Source organism: Kitasatospora sp. NPDC127060 (genome assembly GCF_042724935.1).
Classification (GTDB): domain Bacteria; phylum Actinomycetota; class Actinomycetes; order Streptomycetales; family Streptomycetaceae; genus Kitasatospora.
On the sequence record NZ_JBHXEG010000010.1, the window covers coordinates 80,880 to 96,558 of the forward strand.

Below are 15,679 nucleotides of genomic sequence, written 5' to 3' on the forward strand. Positions count from 1 at the left end.
GCGGTGGCCCCCTGACCAGGGAGGAACCCCATGCGTCGTCGGATCTCCGGAGCCGTCCTGCTCGCCGCCGCCGGGATGCTCGCCCTCGCCGTCCCCGCCCAGGCCGCCACCGGGCTGCTGGTGGTGAACGGCGTGCCCCACCAGCACCCGGCGCGCGGCTGCTACCCGGCCTCCTCGCCGATCCTCATCGAGAACTTCACCGACTCGACGGTCCTGGTGCACGCCGCCGCGAACTGCCAGGGCCCGGTGACGGCCCAGGTGGCGCCGAGGGAGTCCGCCGAGGCCTTCGGGGCGAGCTACTTCGTGCTCTGAGCCGGCGGGCCCGCTTCGGGGCCGCTCGGCTGTCGGCTAAGGCCCGCCCCACCGGGCCTCGCCGGCGCCTACCGTCGGCGCATGACAACGGTCACCACCCGCACGGTCCGCTACCCCGCCGACGGCCTCACCATGGTCGGCCACCTCGCGCTCCCGGCCGGCACCGGCCCCCGCCCCGCCGTCCTGATCGGGCCCGAGGGTACCGGCCTCAACGACTTCCAGCGCCGCCGAGCCGACGCCCTCGCCGAACTCGGCTACGTGGCCCTGGCCTTCGACATCCACGGCGGCCGCTGGTTCACCGACCCCCAGGAGATGCTGGCGCGCTGCCTGCCCCTGCTCGCCGACCCCGACCGGCTGCGCGACATCGGCCACGCCGCCCTCGACGCGCTGCGCGCCCAGCCGCGCACCGACCCCGGACGGATCGCCGCCGTCGGCTACGGCACCGGCGGGGCCGTCCTGCTCGAACTCGCGCGCTCCGGCGCCGACCTGAAGGCCGTCGCCACCGTCAACGCCCTCACCACCGGCCGCCCCGGCGAGGCCGCGAACATCCGCTGCCCGGTGTGGGCGGGTGTCGGCTCCGAGGACCCGATCCAGCCCGCCGCCCAACGCGAGGCCTTCACCGCCGAGTTGCAGGCCGCCGGCGTCGACTGGCGCCTCACCGTCTACGGCGGCGCCCAGCACGCCTTCCACCACCCGCCCGTCGACCAGCCCGTCGTCCCCGGCGTCGCCCACCACCCGCTGCACGCCCGCCGCGCCTGGCGCGACATCCTCGCCCTGCTCGACGAATGCCTGCCCGCCGGGGCCTGACCGCTCGCGGCCGACGCTCCCGCCCGCGCACCCCGGCGGCGGCGCAGCCGACTTCTGCGCGCATGACCTCAAGTCGACTTGAACTACCAGACTGTGCGGCATGCCGAACGACACCGCGCTTCTCCCGCTGTCCGACCCCGCCCTCGACTCGATCGCCGCCCAACTGGCGTCCGGGGCGACGGTGGTGGGCATCGGGGAGTCAACCCGATTCTCCCGGGAGACCTCCGGGGTGCGGGACCGGCTGTTCCGCCGGCTCGTCCGGGACCACGGCTTCCGCGCCCTCGCCGTCCAGGACGCCGCCGGCGCCGGCACCGCCCTCGACGCGTACGTGAACGGCGGTGCCGGCAGCGCCGCGGACGCCCTGGCCGGGGCCTGGCGCCCGTGGCGCACCGCCGAGACCGCCGCCGCCCTGGAGTGGATCCGGGCCTACAACCGGGACCACGCCGACGACCCGGTCCGCGTCTACGGCGTCAAGCCCGCCCAGGCGCAACCCGCCGACTACGAAGCCGTCCTGGCCCACGTCCGCGCCACGGCGCCCGAGCGGCTCGCCCGGCCGGCGGCCCACCTCGACCCCATCCGCACCGCCCACGACGTGGACGAACACGTCCAGCGGGCCCGGGGGATCCACCCGGGCCGCCCCTTCGCCGACCACGCCCGCGAGGCCCTCGCCCTGCTCGACGCCGGGCTCGGCGAGAGCGACGCACCCGCCCACTGGTTCGACCTGCGCCACCAGGACGTCCGCCGCGCATGGGACGGCCCCGCCAAGGCCCGCGTCATCAGCGGCGTCTACACCCCGGAGCGCGACGCCGCCGAGCACCTGGCCGTCGCCTCCCTCCCCGACGCCTTCGACGTCCTCATCCATCTGCGCGAGGCCACCCCGGTCCACCGGCTCCCGTGACCCCGGCCGGGGGCTCCGGCCGGCTCTCCGGGCGCGTGGTCGTCCGTTCGTCCGCCTGTTCGTCCGTTCGGGCGGACCGAGGGCGGGGCGCGGCGGCGGCCGCCGGTCGCTCGGCCACCCTGGTGCGGATGCGGTCCGCGACGGCGCGGGCGGCCGGGTGCGAGGGAACGGCGGACGACCATGGAGCGCAGACGCACGGGAGCACGCGGCGGGGCGGGCGGCGGGAGGTGGCTGACGGCGGCCGTGGCGGCGGGCTGCGCGCTGGCGACGCTGACCGCCGGCCCGTCCTGGGCCGGGCAGCGCCCCGACCCCCGCCCGATCGGCCGACCGGTACCGCCGCCCGCGCCCGCCCCCGCGGTCTCCGACTCCGACCTGGAGGTGATCCGGCTGGACCCCGACGCCGCCCCGCCGGGCGGCCGGACCAGCCTGCACGCCTTCGTCGCCAACCGCGGCCCGGACACCACGGCATCGCCGTTCGACGTCCTGATCGTCCTGCCGGCGGGGACCACGGCGGAGGAGCCGTTCTTCCCCGAAACGTGCACGGCCTCCGGGAACAAGCGCCACCTGCGCTGCACCTTCGGGCCCGGGCTGCGTGAGGGGCGCAGCGCGACCGCGATCATCCCCGTCCGGATCTCCCCCGACGCGCCCACGGGCCCACTGCTCGGCGGGGAGGTCGCCGTGCACAGCCCGGACGACCGGAACGGACGCAACAACCGGCAGCCGTTCGAGATCGAGGTCGTCGAAACGGCCGCAGCCTGAGGGCCGTCGCGACCCGGCGGCGGCCCTGGTCCCGGTGAGGCCGCCCCGCTCCCGCCCGGCTGAGCGGACCGCGCCCGCCTCCGCGCGCCACCGATTTCCGGGGCCGGCTACCGGTCCCGGTCCCGATCCCGCACCCGGCGCAGCCCGATGTCGGACACCTCGCCCAGGTGTCCGAGCTTGTCCGGGTTGGACACCGAGTGCAGCGCCCGGATCGCGCCGTCGGCGATCTCCAGCACCAGGACACCGGCGACCCGCCCCCGGGGGTCGTAGGAGACCGCGCCCGGGCGGCCGTTGACCAGGGCCGGGCGGAGGGTGACGCCGAGTTCGCGGTTGCGGGTGAAGCCGAAGGTGAGCAGGTGGGCGACGCGCTCCAGGCCGGCGACCGACTTGCCGACCGACTGCGCCTTGCCGCCGCCGTCGCCGTGGAAGACCACGTCGGGGGCGAGCATGCCGAGCAGCTCCGAGAGGTCCCCGCCGGCGGCCACGGCGAAGAAGCGGCGGGCCAGTTCGTCGCCCTCGGCCCGCCGGGCCGCCGGCAGCGGGGTGTCCGTGCCCAGGGCCAGGTGCTTGCGGGCCCGGGCCAGGATCTGACGGCAGTTCGCCTCCGACTTGCCGGTCAGCTCCGCGACCTCCGGGTAGCCGTAGCCGAAGGCCTCGCGCAGCAGCAGCACCGCCCGCTCCACGGGGGAGAGGGCCTCCAGCATCACCAGGAAGGCCATCGACAGCGAGTCGGCCAGCTCGGCGTGCTCGGCGGGGGCGTCGCCGGGGCGCTCGGCGAAGGCGACGACGGGCTCGGGCAGCCACTCGCCGACGTAGCTCTCGCGCCGCACCCGGGCCGAGTCCAGGTGGTTGATGCCCAGGCGGGTGACCGAAGTGGTCAGGTACGCCTTGAGGTTGGTGACGGTGGTGCCCGCCTGCCCGGCCCGGGTCAGGTTGAGGAAGGTGTCCTGGACGAGGTCCTCGGCGTCGCCCACCGAGCCCGTCATGCCGTAGGCGATGGAGAACAGCAGCGGCCGGTACCGGGCCGCCTCCGCCACGTCCGCCGTACCCGTCGATCCCGCCATGGCACCCCGTCCCTTCCGGCGCCGCCCCGCCCGGGGTGGCGCGCCTCACACCGGGCCCCCGTCACGGGCGGCCGGGCTGCCCTGTCCCGGAGGGCAGCAGCGGACAACGTACCGAGGAGAACATCATGAACCCCGCACTGTGGACCGTCACCGCACTGCTGGCCGCCGCCTATCTGCTCGGCGGTGCCTTCAAGCTGCTGGTGCCGAAGGAGCGGATCGCCGCCGCCGGGCGAAGCGGCCGCTGGGTCGAGGACTTCAGCGCGGGCGGGGTGAGGGCGATCGGCGCCCTCGAAGTCCTGGCCGCGGTGGGGCTGGTGCTGCCCGCGCTGCTCGGCATCGCGCCGGTGCTGGTGCCGCTGGCCGCGCTCGGGCTGGTGCTGCTGATGGCCGGGGCGGCGGTGGTGCGCCTGCGGCGGCGCGAGTACTGGCTGGTGGCGGTGGACGTGGTCTACGTGCTGCTGGCCGCGTTCGTGCTCTGGGGCCGGCTGGGCCCGGAGTCCTTCCTCAACTGACCTCCGGCTGAACGCAACTGACGGCTGACCGACCACCGGCCGACCACCGGCCGCGCGCCGACGGACCGTCGGCCGCGCGCCGACCTGCCGTCAACCGGCCGTCGGGCCGGCCCCCGCCCCCGCTCGCCCCAGCAGCGCCGCCACCGCCGCCACCCCCCAGTGCCCGGCCGCCCCCGGGCGGGTGGCGAGGTAGCCGGCGGCGCGCCAGGGCCCCCAGCCGTGGGCCTCGGCCAGGCCGGCGCCCAGGGTGCGCAGGTAGGCGGCGGTGGGGGCGGTGGGCTCGGTGCCGGCCAGGCCGGCGGGGGAGGTGAAGGTGAGCACCGGGCGCCCCCCGAGTGCTCCGACGCGCAGCAGGGTCTCGTAGCGGCCGGGGCCGACCCGGTCGCGGCCGGTGGCCAGGACCCGGGTGAGGTCGAGGTCGGTGCCCGGGGGGCGGCGCATCTCCTGGGCGGCGATGTCGCTGAACTGGCCGGGGGTGAGCAGGTAGCCGCGGCAGGGCACCGGCCCGCGGCCGGCCGGGTCGTAGTAGGCCGTCGCGCCGCCCCAGGTGGGGGAGTGTCCGGCGAAGTACAGGGTTCCGGGCAGGGTGAGGGCGGCCGTTCGCCGGGGTGGGCGGCGGTCGCGGCAGCCCGGGCAGCCGAGGGCCGCGCCCTCCGGACGGCCGCCGTACAGGTAGCAGGCGAGGCGGGCAGCGTGCAGGTTGGACCCGTACGCCGCGTACCAGAGGAGCGGGTTCCCGCCGTGCGGTCCGCAAGCGGGCGCCGCGGCCCACACCGTCTTCACAGGAAACGTCCGTTTGTTGGACGGCGGCTGGAGAGCCGCACACAAAACCGAGACTGACGTGGACAGGATGAGCATCCGACCAAAACCCACCGATTCGGTAGCCAACCCCTCACTACCGGTACCGTTCCGGACGCCATGGTGTTCATCACTCTTCCCTCCGCCGTCACGCCCCTCCGGTTTCCGCCGATTAGCCTTCACCAGCGAAAACACGTAGAAATACCCGAATCGACATTCGATTCGCATGATGATTAGGCCGATTGTCATCAATGATGAGAATTCTCTTTGACCGCGCCTTCGCTGCATCCAGCGGACGCCCCGTGGAGTCATGGTGAGTGGGCGCGTTCCCACCACGTGACAACGGCGTCACCGCACGTAGCGAAGTGACACGCGCCTCTCAGGACAAACGGAGCCAAGGAACCCATCCCCATGGACGCACGCCACGACACGGCTGGCCCAGGCACGCTGCACCGACCCGACCCGGGGCAGGCCGCGGGCTGGCCGGTGGCCCAGCCCGCCCACCCGCGAAGCCTCCTCGACGTCATCGCCGCCACGGCCGACGCGTACCCCCACGCGCCCGCGCTGGACACCGGCGAGACGGTGCTCGACTACCGGACCCTGCTGCAGCAGGTCGACGCCCTGGCCGGCGGGCTGGCCGGCCACGGCATCGGCACCGGCGACCGGGTGGGCGTACGCATCCCCTCCGGCACCGCCGACCTGTACGTCGCCATCCTCGCCGTGCTGCGCTGCGGCGCCGCCTACGTGCCCGTGGACGCCGACGACCCCGACGAGCGCGCCGAGATGATCTGGCAGGACGCCCAGGTCTGCGCGATCATCGGCGCCGGCCACCGGCTGGCCGCCGGCCCCGCCGCCCGCCCCTCGGGCCGCCCGGCCTGGCCCACCCCTGCCGACGACGCCTGGATCATCTTCACCTCCGGCACCACCGGCCGCCCCAAGGGCGTGGCCGTCACCCACCGCAGCGCCGCCGCCTTCGTCGACGCCGAGGCCCGCATCTTCCTGCGCTCCCACCCGCTGGGCCCCGGCGACCGCGTCCTGGCGGGCCTGTCGGTGGCCTTCGACGCCTCCTGCGAGGAGATGTGGCTGGCCTGGCGCCACGGCGCCTGCCTGGTGCCCGCCCCCCGCTCCCTGGTCAAGGCCGGCACCGACCTCGGCCCCTGGCTCGTCCAACGCCGGATCACCGCGATCTCCACCGTCCCCACCCTGCTCGCCCTGTGGCCCCAGGAGTGCCTGGACCAGGTCCGCCTGATCATCGTCGGCGGCGAGGCCTGCCCGGCCGAACTCGTCGAGCGCCTGGCCGTGCCCGGCCGCGAGTTCTGGAACACCTACGGCCCCACCGAGACCACCGTGGTGGCCACCGCCGCCCGGATGCTGCCCGGCCAGCCGGTGCGCATCGGCGCACCCCTGGACGGCTGGGAGATCGCCGTCGTCGACCAGGCCGGCCACCCCGTGCCCTGGTACGAGAACGGCGAACTGCTGATCAGCGGCATCGGCACCGCCCGCTACCTCGACCCCGCCAAGGACGCCGAGAAGTACAGCCCCCACCCCGCGATCGCCTCCCCCCGCGTCTACCGCAGCGGTGACCTGGTCCGCAACGACCCCGAGGGACTGGTCTTCCTCGGCCGCGCCGACGACCAGATCAAACTCGGCGGCCGCCGCATCGAACTCGGCGAGATCGACGCCGCCCTCCAGGCCCTGCCCGGCGTCCGCGCCGCCGCGGCCGCCGTGCGCAAGACCCCGGCCGGCGCCGACCTCCTGGTCGGCTACCTCGTCGCCCGGCCCGGCGCCGCCCCCGACCTCGCCGACGCCCGCCAGCGACTGCTGGAGCGCCTGCCCGCACCGCTGGTGCCCGTCCTCGCCCTGGTCGACTCCCTGCCCACCAAGACCTCCGGCAAGGTCGACCGCGCCGCCCTGCCCTGGCCGCTGGCCACCACCGGCGGCTCCGAGCGCCCCGCCGAGACCCTGGACGGCACCGCCGGCTGGCTCGCCGGCCAGTGGGAGCGCCTGCTCGGCATGGCCCCCGGCCGCGGCGACGACTTCTTCGCCCTCGGCGGCTCCAGCCTCACCGCCGCCCGCCTGGTCTCCGAACTGCGCACCCGCCACAGCGGCGTCTCCGTCGCCGACCTCTACGCCCACCCGGTGCTCGGCGACCTCGCCGGCTACCTCGACTCCCTCGCCCCGGCCCCCCAGGCCGCGGCGGCCGCGGCAGGGCCGGAAGCCGCCGCGCCCGCCACGCCCGCACGGCCGGTGCGACCCACCCCGCGCGGCGCCGGCCTCTGGCAGAGCCTGATGCTGCTCGCCATGTTCGGCCTGTCCGGACTGCGCTGGGTGGTCGTGCTGATCGCCGTCGACAACCTCATGGGCGGCAACGTCACCTGGGCCCCGCACAGCTCCTGGTGGCCCGTGGCGGCCGGCGCCGTCCTCTTCTACAGCGCCCCCGGCCGCACCCTGCTCGCCGCCGCCGGCGCCCGCCTGCTCACCGCCGGCATGCGCCCCGGCAGCCACCCCCGCGGCGGCCAGGTCCACCTGCGGCTGTGGGCCGCCGAGCGCTACACCGCCATGTTCGGCACCGGCAACCTCTCCGGCACCCCCTGGGCCCCGCGCTACGCCCGGATGCTGGGCTGCCGCGTCGGCAGGAACGTCCAGCTGCACACCGCTCCCCCCGTCACCGGCCTGGCCCGGATCGGCAACGGCGCCAGCCTCGAACCCGAGGCCGACATCGTCGGCTGGTGGCTCGACGGCGACACCCTCCAGCTCGGCCACATCGACATCGGCGAGGGCGCCAGCATCGGCCACCGCGCCACCCTGATGCCCGGCGCCCGCGTCGGCGCCGGCGCCGAGATCGCCCCCGGCTCCTGCGTCACCGGCACCGTCCCGCCCGGCGAGCACTGGCACGGCTCCCCGGCCCGCCCCTCCACCGAGGCCCGCACCCCCTGGCCGACCGGCCCCGTCAGGGCCTCCCGGATCTGGAACCTCGCCTACGGCGTCGGCTTCGCGGCCTTCGGCCTGCTGCCCGTCATCGCCGCCCTGCCGGCGATGTTCATCGTCTACCCGATGGTCGACAACCAACGCACCCTGGCCGCGGTGCTGCTCCAGCTGCTGCCGATGACCGTCCCGCTGGCCATCCTCACCGTCGTCTGCCACGCCGCGCTGATAGCCCTGCTGATCCGGCTCCTCTCGCTCCCGCTGCGCCCGGGCTTCCACCCGGCCACCGGCAAGGTCGCGTTCTGCGCCTGGGGCGTCTCCCACCTCGGCGACAGCGCCCGGCGCACCCTGTTCCCCTTCTACGCCAGCCTCTTCACCCCGGTGTGGCTGCGCCTGCTCGGCGCCAGGATCGGCAGCCGGGTGGAGGCCTCCACGGTGCTCGCCCTGCCCGGCCTGATGCGGGTCGACGACGGCGCCTTCCTCGCCGACGACACCCTCGTCGCCCCCTACGAGCTGCGCGCCGGCCGCCTGCACCTGGGCCGCGCCCACGTCGGACGCCGCTCCTTCGTCGGCAACTCCGGCATCGTGGGCCCCGGCCGCTCGCTGCCCGACAACTCCCTGGTCGGCGTGCTCTCCGACACCCCCGCCCAGGCCCCCGAGGGCTCCTCCTGGCTGGGCCGGCCCGCCTTCGCCCTGCCGCGGGTGGCCGACACCGGCGGCGAGGCCCGCACCTACGACCCGCCCAAGCGCCTGATGTGGGCGCGCGCCGGCGTCGAGGTCTGCCGACTGCTGCCGGTCGTCATCGCCGCCGTCATGGCCGACCTGGTCTTCGCCGCCCTGCAGGCCGTCCGCAACGACTACGGGCTGGGCACCGCCGTCGGGGCGGCCGGCCCGGTGCTGGTGGCCGCCGCGGTGGTGGCCTGCGCGGTCACCACCCTCGCCAAGTGGCTGCTGGTCGGGCGCTTCCGGGTCTCCGAGCACCCCCTGTGGTCCTCCTTCGTCTGGCGCAACGAGCTCTACGACACCTTCGTCGAGGAACTCGCCATGCCCTTCGGCGGCGGCGCCATGACCGGCACCCCGTACCTGAACCTGTGGCTGCGCAGCCTCGGCGCGAAGATCGGGCGCGGCGTGTGGTGCGAGACCCACTGGCTGCCGGAGAGCGACCTGGTCACCGTCGGGGCGGGCGCCAGCGTCAACCGCGGCACCGTGCTGCAGACCCACCTGTTCCACGACCGGGTGATGCGGCTGGGCCCCGTCCACCTGGGCGCCGGCTCCACCACCGGGCCGCACTCGATCGTGCTGCTCAATTCCTCCCTCGGCGACGCCGCCACGGTCGGCCCGGCCTCCCTGGTGATGCGGGGCGAGAACGTCCCCGGCGCCACCCGCTGGCTCGGCAACCCCGTCGCCGCCTGGAACGCCGACGCCACCCCGCCGGCCGGGCGCCGCGCGGCCCGGGGACGGCGGCGAGTTGCCGTGATGTAGATCACATTTACCGGGCGATGGGGAAGCGGTGCGTTCACGGTCCTACCCGTGAACGCACCGCTTCTGCTTTGCCCGTACTTGGGAGGACACCGGACATGACCACGGCACATGTGAAGGCCACCGCCACCGCGGCCACGGCCGCGACCGGGAAGAACACCGTCAAGGGCCCCGCGAGCTACTTCCCGTCGATCGAGAAGAAGCACGGCCGCCCGATCGAGGAGTGGAAGGACCTCATCCGCGCCTCCCCGCTCACCAGGCACATGGAACTCGTCGCCTGGCTCAAGACCGAGCACGGCCTGGGCCACGGCCACGCCAACGCCCTGGTCGCCCACACCCTCGCCGAGACGGCCTGACCCGGGCCCCCGGTCGCCGGGGGTCGGGGGCCGGCGATCCGGCGATGACGGGGGCCGGGGCCGCCGACGGCACGATCGGATGACGGCGGCCCCGGCCCCGGTCCGTTCCCGTACGGGCGGGGCATCGACCGCGGACTGCCCGTACGGCTGCGGTCGGCCCCCATTCCACGACTTCAACAGCACTTGAAGTCAAGCCCGGCCGGAAAGGCCCCGCCGGCAAAGGCCCGGAAGGGAGCCGGCGGGAAGCCGGAAGGAAGCCGGCGGGAAAGCCCCCGGCAGGAAAGCGGACACCCGCGCGGGGTAGCCTCGCTCCCGGCGGGGGCCGACAGGCGGAACGGACAAGGGGCGGACGGATGACGCAGCAGCAGCGCGGCTACTGGCGGGACTCGGACGGCACGCCCGTCGCCGTCAGCCAGGCGCACATCGTGTGGACCAGGGCGGCCTACCCCGCCCTGGTGGACGTGGCCCGCCGCTACCACGCGGTGATCACCTACGCCGACCTGGCCGAGGCCGTCCAGCAGGCCTCCGGGGTGCGCACCAGCATCAACCAGCGGCACTGGATCGGCAAGGTCCTCGCCCTGGTGGTGCGCGAGGCCCACCGCCGCGGCGACCCGCCGCTGACCGCCCTGGTCGTGCACGCCACCGACGGCATGGTCGGCGCCGGCTACCAGGACGTCCTGGCGGTGGCCGGGCAGCCGCCGATCCTCGACGAGATGGACCGCGAGCAGCACGCCGCCGCCGCCCGGCTGGCCTGCTACCGGCACTTCGGAGCCGACCTGCCCGCCGACGGCGGCATCCCGGCCCTGGCCCCGCGGCTGAAGACCGCGGTCACCCGCAAGAAGGCCGCCGCCACCACCGGCGCCGCCGCCACCACCGCGACGGCCCCGCGCCCGCCGGCGATCTGCCCGAACTGCTTCCTCGAACTGCCCGCCACCCGGGTGTGCGACTCCTGCGGGGAGAGCGTCGCGCCCTGACGCGCACCCTCCGGCGTTGTGCTCAGACCGCGGCCGGCAGCCGGCCGGGCATCCGCCAGCCCTCGGCCAGCCGCGAGGGGGTCAGCCGCCGGCCCTCGCCGAAGAACTCGCAGAACTTCATGATCAGCGGGTCCCAGCCGACCGGGTCCACGTAGTGGTCGGTGCCCGGTACGAGCAGCCGCTCGTCCACGTGGGCGCGCACCACGGTGACCTCGAAGGCGGTGCACCCCTCGTTGCCCGCCAGCGGCCGGGCCTCCTCCAGCCGGCACTCCAGCTGCACCGGGCACTCGGCCGCCCGCGGCGCCCGCACCAGCTCCCCGGGCAGCTCCGTCATCCCGGCGGCGGCGAACTTGTCCCGCTCGTGCCGGTAGCCCTGCGCCCGCCGGGACTGCGTGATCCGCGGATTGGCGGTCAGCAGCGCCAGCGCGTCCACCGCGTCGACCTGCGCCGCACTGGGCAGGTTGAGCACGCACTCGCCCTCGCGCCGCAGGTTGATCGCGGTCTGCGAGGTGTTGCCCAGGCCCAGCACACACGTCTGGCCCAGCCACCAGGCCGAGGACATCGGCGTCAGATTGGCGCCGCCGTCCTCGTTGCGCGAGCCGATCAGCACCACCGGGGTGCCGAAGTACAGGACCTTGAGATCAGTGACCTTGTGCACGGGAAGAGCCGTCCTCGAATCCAGGTGAGTCGGCGGCCCGGACCGGACGATCCGTGACCGGCCACCGACTCTGCCCCCGCCCGCACACCCGCGCTGGCGGGGATCGGACATGGCGTTCCCGTACCGGCCGGGGTCAGCCCAGACCGCGGACGGCGACCGTGCGGGCCTGGCCGTCGGTCAGCCGGTACGACAGCCCCACCACCGCGACCCGCCCCTCGGCCACCCGGCCGGCCAGCAGCTGGGAACGCTCCAGCAGCAGGTCCACGGTCTGGCGGATGTGCTCGTCCACGATCGCGTCCGGGTCCTCGATGCCCGCCGCCTTCGCCGACAGCACGCTCGGCGTCACCCGCTCCACCACGTCCCGCACGAACCCGCCCGGCAGCCTGCCCTGCTCCAGCGAGTCCAGGGCCGCCGCCACCGCACCGCAGGAGTCGTGCCCCAGCACCACCACCAGCGGACAGTCCAGCACCGCCACCCCGTACTCGACACTGCCCAGCGCCTCCGCACCGGTCACGTGCCCGGCGGTGCGCACCACGAACAGGTCACCCAGGCCCCGGTCGAAGATGATCTCGGCGGCCAGCCGGGAATCCGAACAGCCGAACAGCACCGCGAACGGCTTCTGAACCGGCGCCAGCGCCGCGCGGCGCCCGGCGTCCTGGTTGGGGTGCTCGGGAGTGCCCGCGACGAAACGGGCATTGCCCTCCAGCAGCACCCGCAGGGCCTCGTCGGGGTCGGAGATCGGGTCGGATACCGGGCCGGATATCGGAGAGGAGATCATGCCGCCCACCCTAGATCGCCCCTGTTCGGGGCCGCAGCCGGGGGGCCGCGGACGGGGCCGGGGGCCGCGGACGGGCGCCGGTGCGCTGCCCGGCGGGAGAGGTCCGTCAGTGCGACTCGGTACCGTGGCCGTATGCCCACCCGAGTGCCCCTCGCCGACCTCGTCCTGCTGCGCCGGGCCCGCGACCGGATGGACCGCGAGTACGACCAGCCGCTGGACGTCCCCGCGCTGGCCGCCACCGCGCTGATGTCCCCCGGCCACTTCTCCCGCAGCTTCCGCACCGCCTACGGCGAGACCCCGTACAGCTACCTGATGACCCGCCGCATCGAACGGGCCAAGGCCCTGCTGCGCCGCGGGGACCTCAGCGTCACCGACGTGTGCATGGCCGTGGGCTGCACCTCGCTGGGCTCCTTCAGCACCCGCTTCACCGAACTCGTCGGCGAGAGCCCCAGCGCCTACCGCTCCCGCGACCACGCCGACGGCGAGCCGATCCCCGCCTGCGTCGCCAAGATCCGCACCCGCCCGGTCCGCCGCACATGAGGCCCCGGCCCGACCGGAGCGCTAGTTTGACGGGCATGCGCATCGAACTCGCCCAGTGTTTCATCGCCGTCGACGACCACGACAAGGCGCTCGCCTTCTACCGCGACGTGCTCGGCTTCGAGGTCCGCAACGACGTCGGCTTCGAGGGGATGCGGTGGGTCACCGTCGGCTCGCCCGACCAGCCCGGGGTCGAGATCGTCCTGGAACCCCCGCTGGCCGACCCGCACGCCTCGGAGGACGACCGCCGGGCCGCCGCCGAACTCCTGGCCAAGGGCCTGCTGCGCGGCGTCATCTTCCGCACCGACGACTGCGACGCCACCTTCGAACGCATCCGCGCCGCCGGCGCCGAAGTCCTCCAGGAACCGATGGACCAGCCCTACGGCGTGCGCGACTGCGCCTTCCGCGACCCGGCGGGCAACATGCTGCGCTTCAACCAGCCGCGCACCAGGTAGCCGTCAACTCCCGCTCCGGGTACGGCCCAGGCGGTGGAAGACCCGCCAGGCCCGCACCCCCTGGGCCAGCAGCACGGCCGACGGCACCGACCGGGGCAGCACACCGGCCAGGGCCGGCGGGAACAGTGCCAGGACCGCCACCGCCAGGACCGGCAGGGCGCTCGACAGAGCTGTGCGCAGCCGGGCGTGACGGGGCATCATGACGCGCCCCGCCGGGCCCGGTCGAGGAAGGCGCGCAGGTCGGCCCAGGCGTCGGCGGGGGCGGCCGGGTCGCCGGAGAGGGCGGCCGGGTCCTCGCGCCAGGCGGTGCGCACGGCGGCCGACAGGGCGGTGTCGCCGCCGCTGAAGAGCCGGGAGAGTTCGTCCAGGCGCTGGACGATGCGGCGCACCCGGGGGTCGGCGGGGTCGGCGCCCTCGCCGCGCAGGGCTTCGGCGCGGCGGTAGAGCTGGGGCCATTCGACCTCCAGCAGGTAGTGGGCGGCCGGGCCCAGCGCGGCGGCGTGGTCGGCGAGGGCGTGCAGCTGGTCGTCGTCGAGGTGGCGGCGCAGGGCCTCGTCGGCGGCGGGTCCGGTGGCGCCGACGGCCTGGACCAGGCGCAGCAGGTCGGCGGTGCCGGGCTCGCGTTCGGCGTCGAGTTCGCCGTGCAGGTGGGTCAGGCGCCCGTGCAGGGCGCGCAGGGCGGTGAGGGAGGCCTCCGTGGCGGCGAGGTGCTCGCGCACCAGGCGCCGGGGGTCGACGCCGGCGTCCAGGCAGGTGGCGATGGTCTCCAGGCCCAGGCCCAGGCGGCGCAGGGCGAGGATCTGGTAGAGCCGCGCGACGTCCGGCTCGGTGTACGCGCGGTGGCCGGAGGCGGTGCGCCGGGAGGGGCTGAGCAGCCCGATCCGGTCCCAGTGGTGGAGGGTGCGTACGGTCAGTCCGCTCGCCTCGGCGAGCGGGCCGACCTTCCAGGTCTGTTCGTCGGTGGGCATGGCACGAGCATTCCTCCTCACGCCGCGTCAGGTGCAAGCCGGGGCGCCGGACCGGCTTCAGGCGTGGGCGGGCAGCGGGTAGTCGGGCAGGACGATGTCGCCGGCCTTGGCGAACTGGGCGGCCAGGACGGGGCGCAGCGGCCAGCGGCCCATCCACCGCATCGAGGCGGCGCGCAGGCGGATCATCAGGGCGCTGTCGGGGGCGTAGCCCTGGAAGCCGCCGGGCGGCAGCTCCTGGGCGCGGGTCACGTAGGGGCGCATCAGCTCCTCGTAGCGGGCGTAGGCGGTGCGGAAGTCGCCCGCGGCGGCGGCGAGTTCACCGGCCAGCAGGTAGGCGCCGACCAGGGCGAGGCTGGTGCCCAGGCCGGTGAGCGGGCTGGGGCTGTAGCCGGCGTCGCCGAGCAGGGCGATGCGGCCGCGGCTGTAGCGCTCCAGGTGGATCTGGCCGCAGGAGTCGAAGGCGAAGTCGTCGGCGGTGGCCAGGCCGGCGAGCAGCCGCTCGACCTGCCAGCCGGCGCCGGCGAAGCGCGCGGCGAGCAGGCGGCGCAGGGCGGCGTCGTCGCGGCGGTCGAGGTCGAGCGGGGCGGAGCGGAAGCCGAGCGAGGCCTTGACCTCGCCGGGCAGCCGGCCGGGCCGGGCGGCGGCGACCAGTCCGCCGGGGGCGTTGTACATCAGGAACCAGCTGTCCAGGTCGCGGGCCAGCGCCGGGTCGTGGACGGTGAACCAGGAGTGGTAGCCGCCGAGCGGGCGGTAGCGGTCCTGCTCGGGGCCGAAGGCCAGCCGGCGCACCGCGGAGTGCAGGCCGTCGGCGCCGATGACCAGGCCGAAGCGGCGGGCGGGGGAGTTCTCGAAGCGGACGGTGACACCGGTGGCGTCCTGGTCGAGGGCGGTGACGCTGTCGTCGTAGCGGTACTCGACGCCGTCGGTGGCCTCCCGGAGCAGGTCGGCGAGGTCGCCGCGCAGGATCTCCAGCTCGGAGACGATGCCCTCGCCCTCGAACAGCTCGACGGGCATCCGGGCGGCGTGCCGGCCGCGGGTGTCGACCAGGGCGATGCCGCGCTGCTCCACGCACAACGCTCGGGCCCGCTCCATCAGGCCCATCCGCTCGATGACGGTGCGTCCGGCGCCGCGCAGGTCGACGGCCTGTCCGCCGGGGCGCGGGGCGGGGGCGCGCTCGACGACGGTGGGGCGGAAGCCGTGGCGGCGCAGCCAGTAGGCGAGGGCGGGGCCGGCGACGCCGGCGCCGGAGATGAGGATGTCGGTGTTCTCCATGCCCATAACCGTACGCAGTACGCATGGGCTCAACAAGCCTTGTTCTGCGGTTATTTGGAATTGATGCACTAGTGCACTAGGGCGGTTCGGGGGTGCCTCCGGGCCGTGCGGGGCGGTCGTGGGGGGC

The 15,679-nt window shown here is 75.2% G+C and carries 17 protein-coding genes; 10 read left to right on the top strand and 7 right to left on the bottom strand.

What is annotated here, in order from left to right; all coding sequences use genetic code 11:
* Positions 1-30: 30 nt before the first annotated feature.
* The 4 genes from ACFWIS_RS08740 (at position 31) to ACFWIS_RS08755 (ending at position 2,776) form a co-directional block, all read left to right on the top strand.
* Positions 31-312: a hypothetical protein gene (locus tag ACFWIS_RS08740; RefSeq protein ID WP_380454111.1), complete on the top strand. Its 282-nt coding sequence runs from the start codon at positions 31-33 to the stop codon at positions 310-312.
* 81 nt (positions 313-393) lie between these two features.
* Complete coding sequence (locus tag ACFWIS_RS08745; RefSeq protein ID WP_380454109.1) at positions 394-1,119, top strand: dienelactone hydrolase family protein; 726 nt, start codon at positions 394-396, stop codon at positions 1,117-1,119.
* A gap of 100 nt (positions 1,120-1,219) precedes the next feature.
* Entirely contained in the window at positions 1,220-2,017 is a 798-nt protein-coding gene (locus tag ACFWIS_RS08750) for an erythromycin esterase family protein (RefSeq protein ID WP_380454107.1), read from the top strand.
* Positions 2,018-2,197: 180 nt separating this feature from the next.
* Positions 2,198-2,776, top strand: a complete 579-nt coding sequence (locus tag ACFWIS_RS08755; RefSeq protein ID WP_380523794.1) for a hypothetical protein — start codon at positions 2,198-2,200, stop codon at positions 2,774-2,776.
* A gap of 107 nt (positions 2,777-2,883) precedes the next feature.
* Here ACFWIS_RS08755 and sigJ read toward each other — a convergent pair whose 3' ends face one another.
* A complete protein-coding gene (gene sigJ / locus ACFWIS_RS08760) occupies positions 2,884-3,840 on the bottom strand; it encodes an RNA polymerase sigma factor SigJ (protein WP_380454104.1) in 957 nt (318 codons plus the stop codon).
* Between the two features lie 125 nt (positions 3,841-3,965).
* Here sigJ and ACFWIS_RS08765 point away from each other — a divergent pair, with 125 nt between their 5' ends.
* The gene (locus ACFWIS_RS08765) at positions 3,966-4,352 is read left to right on the top strand and encodes a DoxX family protein (RefSeq protein WP_380454102.1); all 387 of its coding nucleotides are present in this window, start codon (positions 3,966-3,968) and stop codon (positions 4,350-4,352) included.
* 90 nt (positions 4,353-4,442) lie between these two features.
* Here the strand turns inward: ACFWIS_RS08765 and ACFWIS_RS08770 are convergent, their stop codons facing one another.
* Complete coding sequence (locus ACFWIS_RS08770) at positions 4,443-5,135, bottom strand: histone deacetylase (protein WP_380454100.1); 693 nt, start codon at positions 5,133-5,135, stop codon at positions 4,443-4,445.
* 426 nt (positions 5,136-5,561) lie between these two features.
* On the opposite strand from ACFWIS_RS08770, the gene ACFWIS_RS08775 reads away from it, so the two are divergent.
* From ACFWIS_RS08775 to ACFWIS_RS08785, 3 genes are all read left to right on the top strand, one after another.
* Positions 5,562-9,557 (top strand): Pls/PosA family non-ribosomal peptide synthetase, encoded by a 3,996-nt coding sequence (locus ACFWIS_RS08775; protein WP_380454098.1) that lies wholly within the window; start codon positions 5,562-5,564, stop codon positions 9,555-9,557.
* 95 nt (positions 9,558-9,652) lie between these two features.
* Positions 9,653-9,910 carry a DUF4287 domain-containing protein gene (locus ACFWIS_RS08780; RefSeq protein ID WP_380454096.1) on the top strand — a complete coding sequence of 86 codons (258 nt, stop codon included), beginning with the start codon at positions 9,653-9,655 and terminating at the stop codon, positions 9,908-9,910.
* A 353-nt stretch (positions 9,911-10,263) separates the two neighbouring features.
* Complete coding sequence (locus ACFWIS_RS08785) at positions 10,264-10,884, top strand: hypothetical protein (protein WP_380454094.1); 621 nt, start codon at positions 10,264-10,266, stop codon at positions 10,882-10,884.
* Between the two features lie 22 nt (positions 10,885-10,906).
* On the opposite strand, the gene ACFWIS_RS08790 is transcribed toward ACFWIS_RS08785, so the two are convergent.
* On the bottom strand, positions 10,907-11,542 hold the full coding sequence (locus tag ACFWIS_RS08790) for a flavin reductase family protein (RefSeq protein ID WP_380454092.1): 636 nt from the start codon (positions 11,540-11,542) through the stop codon (positions 10,907-10,909).
* 133 nt (positions 11,543-11,675) lie between these two features.
* Entirely contained in the window at positions 11,676-12,320 is a 645-nt protein-coding gene (locus ACFWIS_RS08795) for a carbonic anhydrase (protein ID WP_380454090.1), read from the bottom strand.
* A gap of 132 nt (positions 12,321-12,452) precedes the next feature.
* On the opposite strand from ACFWIS_RS08795, the gene ACFWIS_RS08800 reads away from it, so the two are divergent.
* Both ACFWIS_RS08800 and ACFWIS_RS08805 read left to right on the top strand, forming a co-directional pair.
* Complete coding sequence (locus ACFWIS_RS08800) at positions 12,453-12,860, top strand: helix-turn-helix transcriptional regulator (protein WP_380454089.1); 408 nt, start codon at positions 12,453-12,455, stop codon at positions 12,858-12,860.
* A 35-nt stretch (positions 12,861-12,895) separates the two neighbouring features.
* Positions 12,896-13,312 (top strand): VOC family protein, encoded by a 417-nt coding sequence (locus tag ACFWIS_RS08805; RefSeq protein WP_380454087.1) that lies wholly within the window; start codon positions 12,896-12,898, stop codon positions 13,310-13,312.
* A 3-nt stretch (positions 13,313-13,315) separates the two neighbouring features.
* Here the strand turns inward: ACFWIS_RS08805 and ACFWIS_RS08810 are convergent, their stop codons facing one another.
* Genes ACFWIS_RS08810 through ACFWIS_RS08820 form a run of 3 tightly spaced genes read right to left on the bottom strand, consistent with a single transcriptional unit; the run spans position 13,316 to position 15,552 of the window.
* Positions 13,316-13,513, bottom strand: coding sequence for a hypothetical protein (locus ACFWIS_RS08810; RefSeq protein WP_380454085.1), 198 nt, complete (start codon positions 13,511-13,513; stop codon positions 13,316-13,318).
* Positions 13,510-14,280, bottom strand: a complete 771-nt coding sequence (locus ACFWIS_RS08815; RefSeq protein ID WP_380454083.1) for a MerR family transcriptional regulator — start codon at positions 14,278-14,280, stop codon at positions 13,510-13,512. The genes ACFWIS_RS08810 and ACFWIS_RS08815 overlap by 4 nt, the downstream gene beginning before the upstream one ends.
* 57 nt (positions 14,281-14,337) lie before the next feature.
* Positions 14,338-15,552 (bottom strand): FAD-dependent monooxygenase, encoded by a 1,215-nt coding sequence (locus ACFWIS_RS08820; RefSeq protein WP_380454081.1) that lies wholly within the window; start codon positions 15,550-15,552, stop codon positions 14,338-14,340.
* Between the last annotated feature and the right edge of the window lie 127 nt (positions 15,553-15,679).

Coding starts and splice junctions, on each gene's coding strand:
- ACFWIS_RS08775 (WP_380454098.1), top strand. CDS start 5,562: ATGGACGCACGCCACGACACGGCTGGCCCAGGCACGCTGCACCGACCC.
- ACFWIS_RS08810 (WP_380454085.1), bottom strand. CDS start 13,513: ATGATGCCCCGTCACGCCCGGCTGCGCACAGCTCTGTCGAGCGCCCTG.
- ACFWIS_RS08750 (WP_380454107.1), top strand. CDS start 1,220: ATGCCGAACGACACCGCGCTTCTCCCGCTGTCCGACCCCGCCCTCGAC.
- ACFWIS_RS08745 (WP_380454109.1), top strand. CDS start 394: ATGACAACGGTCACCACCCGCACGGTCCGCTACCCCGCCGACGGCCTC.
- ACFWIS_RS08755 (WP_380523794.1), top strand. CDS start 2,198: ATGGAGCGCAGACGCACGGGAGCACGCGGCGGGGCGGGCGGCGGGAGG.
- ACFWIS_RS08795 (WP_380454090.1), bottom strand. CDS start 12,320: ATGATCTCCTCTCCGATATCCGGCCCGGTATCCGACCCGATCTCCGAC.
- ACFWIS_RS08815 (WP_380454083.1), bottom strand. CDS start 14,280: ATGCCCACCGACGAACAGACCTGGAAGGTCGGCCCGCTCGCCGAGGCG.
- ACFWIS_RS08780 (WP_380454096.1), top strand. CDS start 9,653: ATGACCACGGCACATGTGAAGGCCACCGCCACCGCGGCCACGGCCGCG.
- ACFWIS_RS08765 (WP_380454102.1), top strand. CDS start 3,966: ATGAACCCCGCACTGTGGACCGTCACCGCACTGCTGGCCGCCGCCTAT.
- ACFWIS_RS08800 (WP_380454089.1), top strand. CDS start 12,453: ATGCCCACCCGAGTGCCCCTCGCCGACCTCGTCCTGCTGCGCCGGGCC.
- sigJ (WP_380454104.1), bottom strand. CDS start 3,840: ATGGCGGGATCGACGGGTACGGCGGACGTGGCGGAGGCGGCCCGGTAC.
- ACFWIS_RS08820 (WP_380454081.1), bottom strand. CDS start 15,552: ATGGAGAACACCGACATCCTCATCTCCGGCGCCGGCGTCGCCGGCCCC.
- ACFWIS_RS08785 (WP_380454094.1), top strand. CDS start 10,264: ATGACGCAGCAGCAGCGCGGCTACTGGCGGGACTCGGACGGCACGCCC.
- ACFWIS_RS08740 (WP_380454111.1), top strand. CDS start 31: ATGCGTCGTCGGATCTCCGGAGCCGTCCTGCTCGCCGCCGCCGGGATG.
- ACFWIS_RS08805 (WP_380454087.1), top strand. CDS start 12,896: ATGCGCATCGAACTCGCCCAGTGTTTCATCGCCGTCGACGACCACGAC.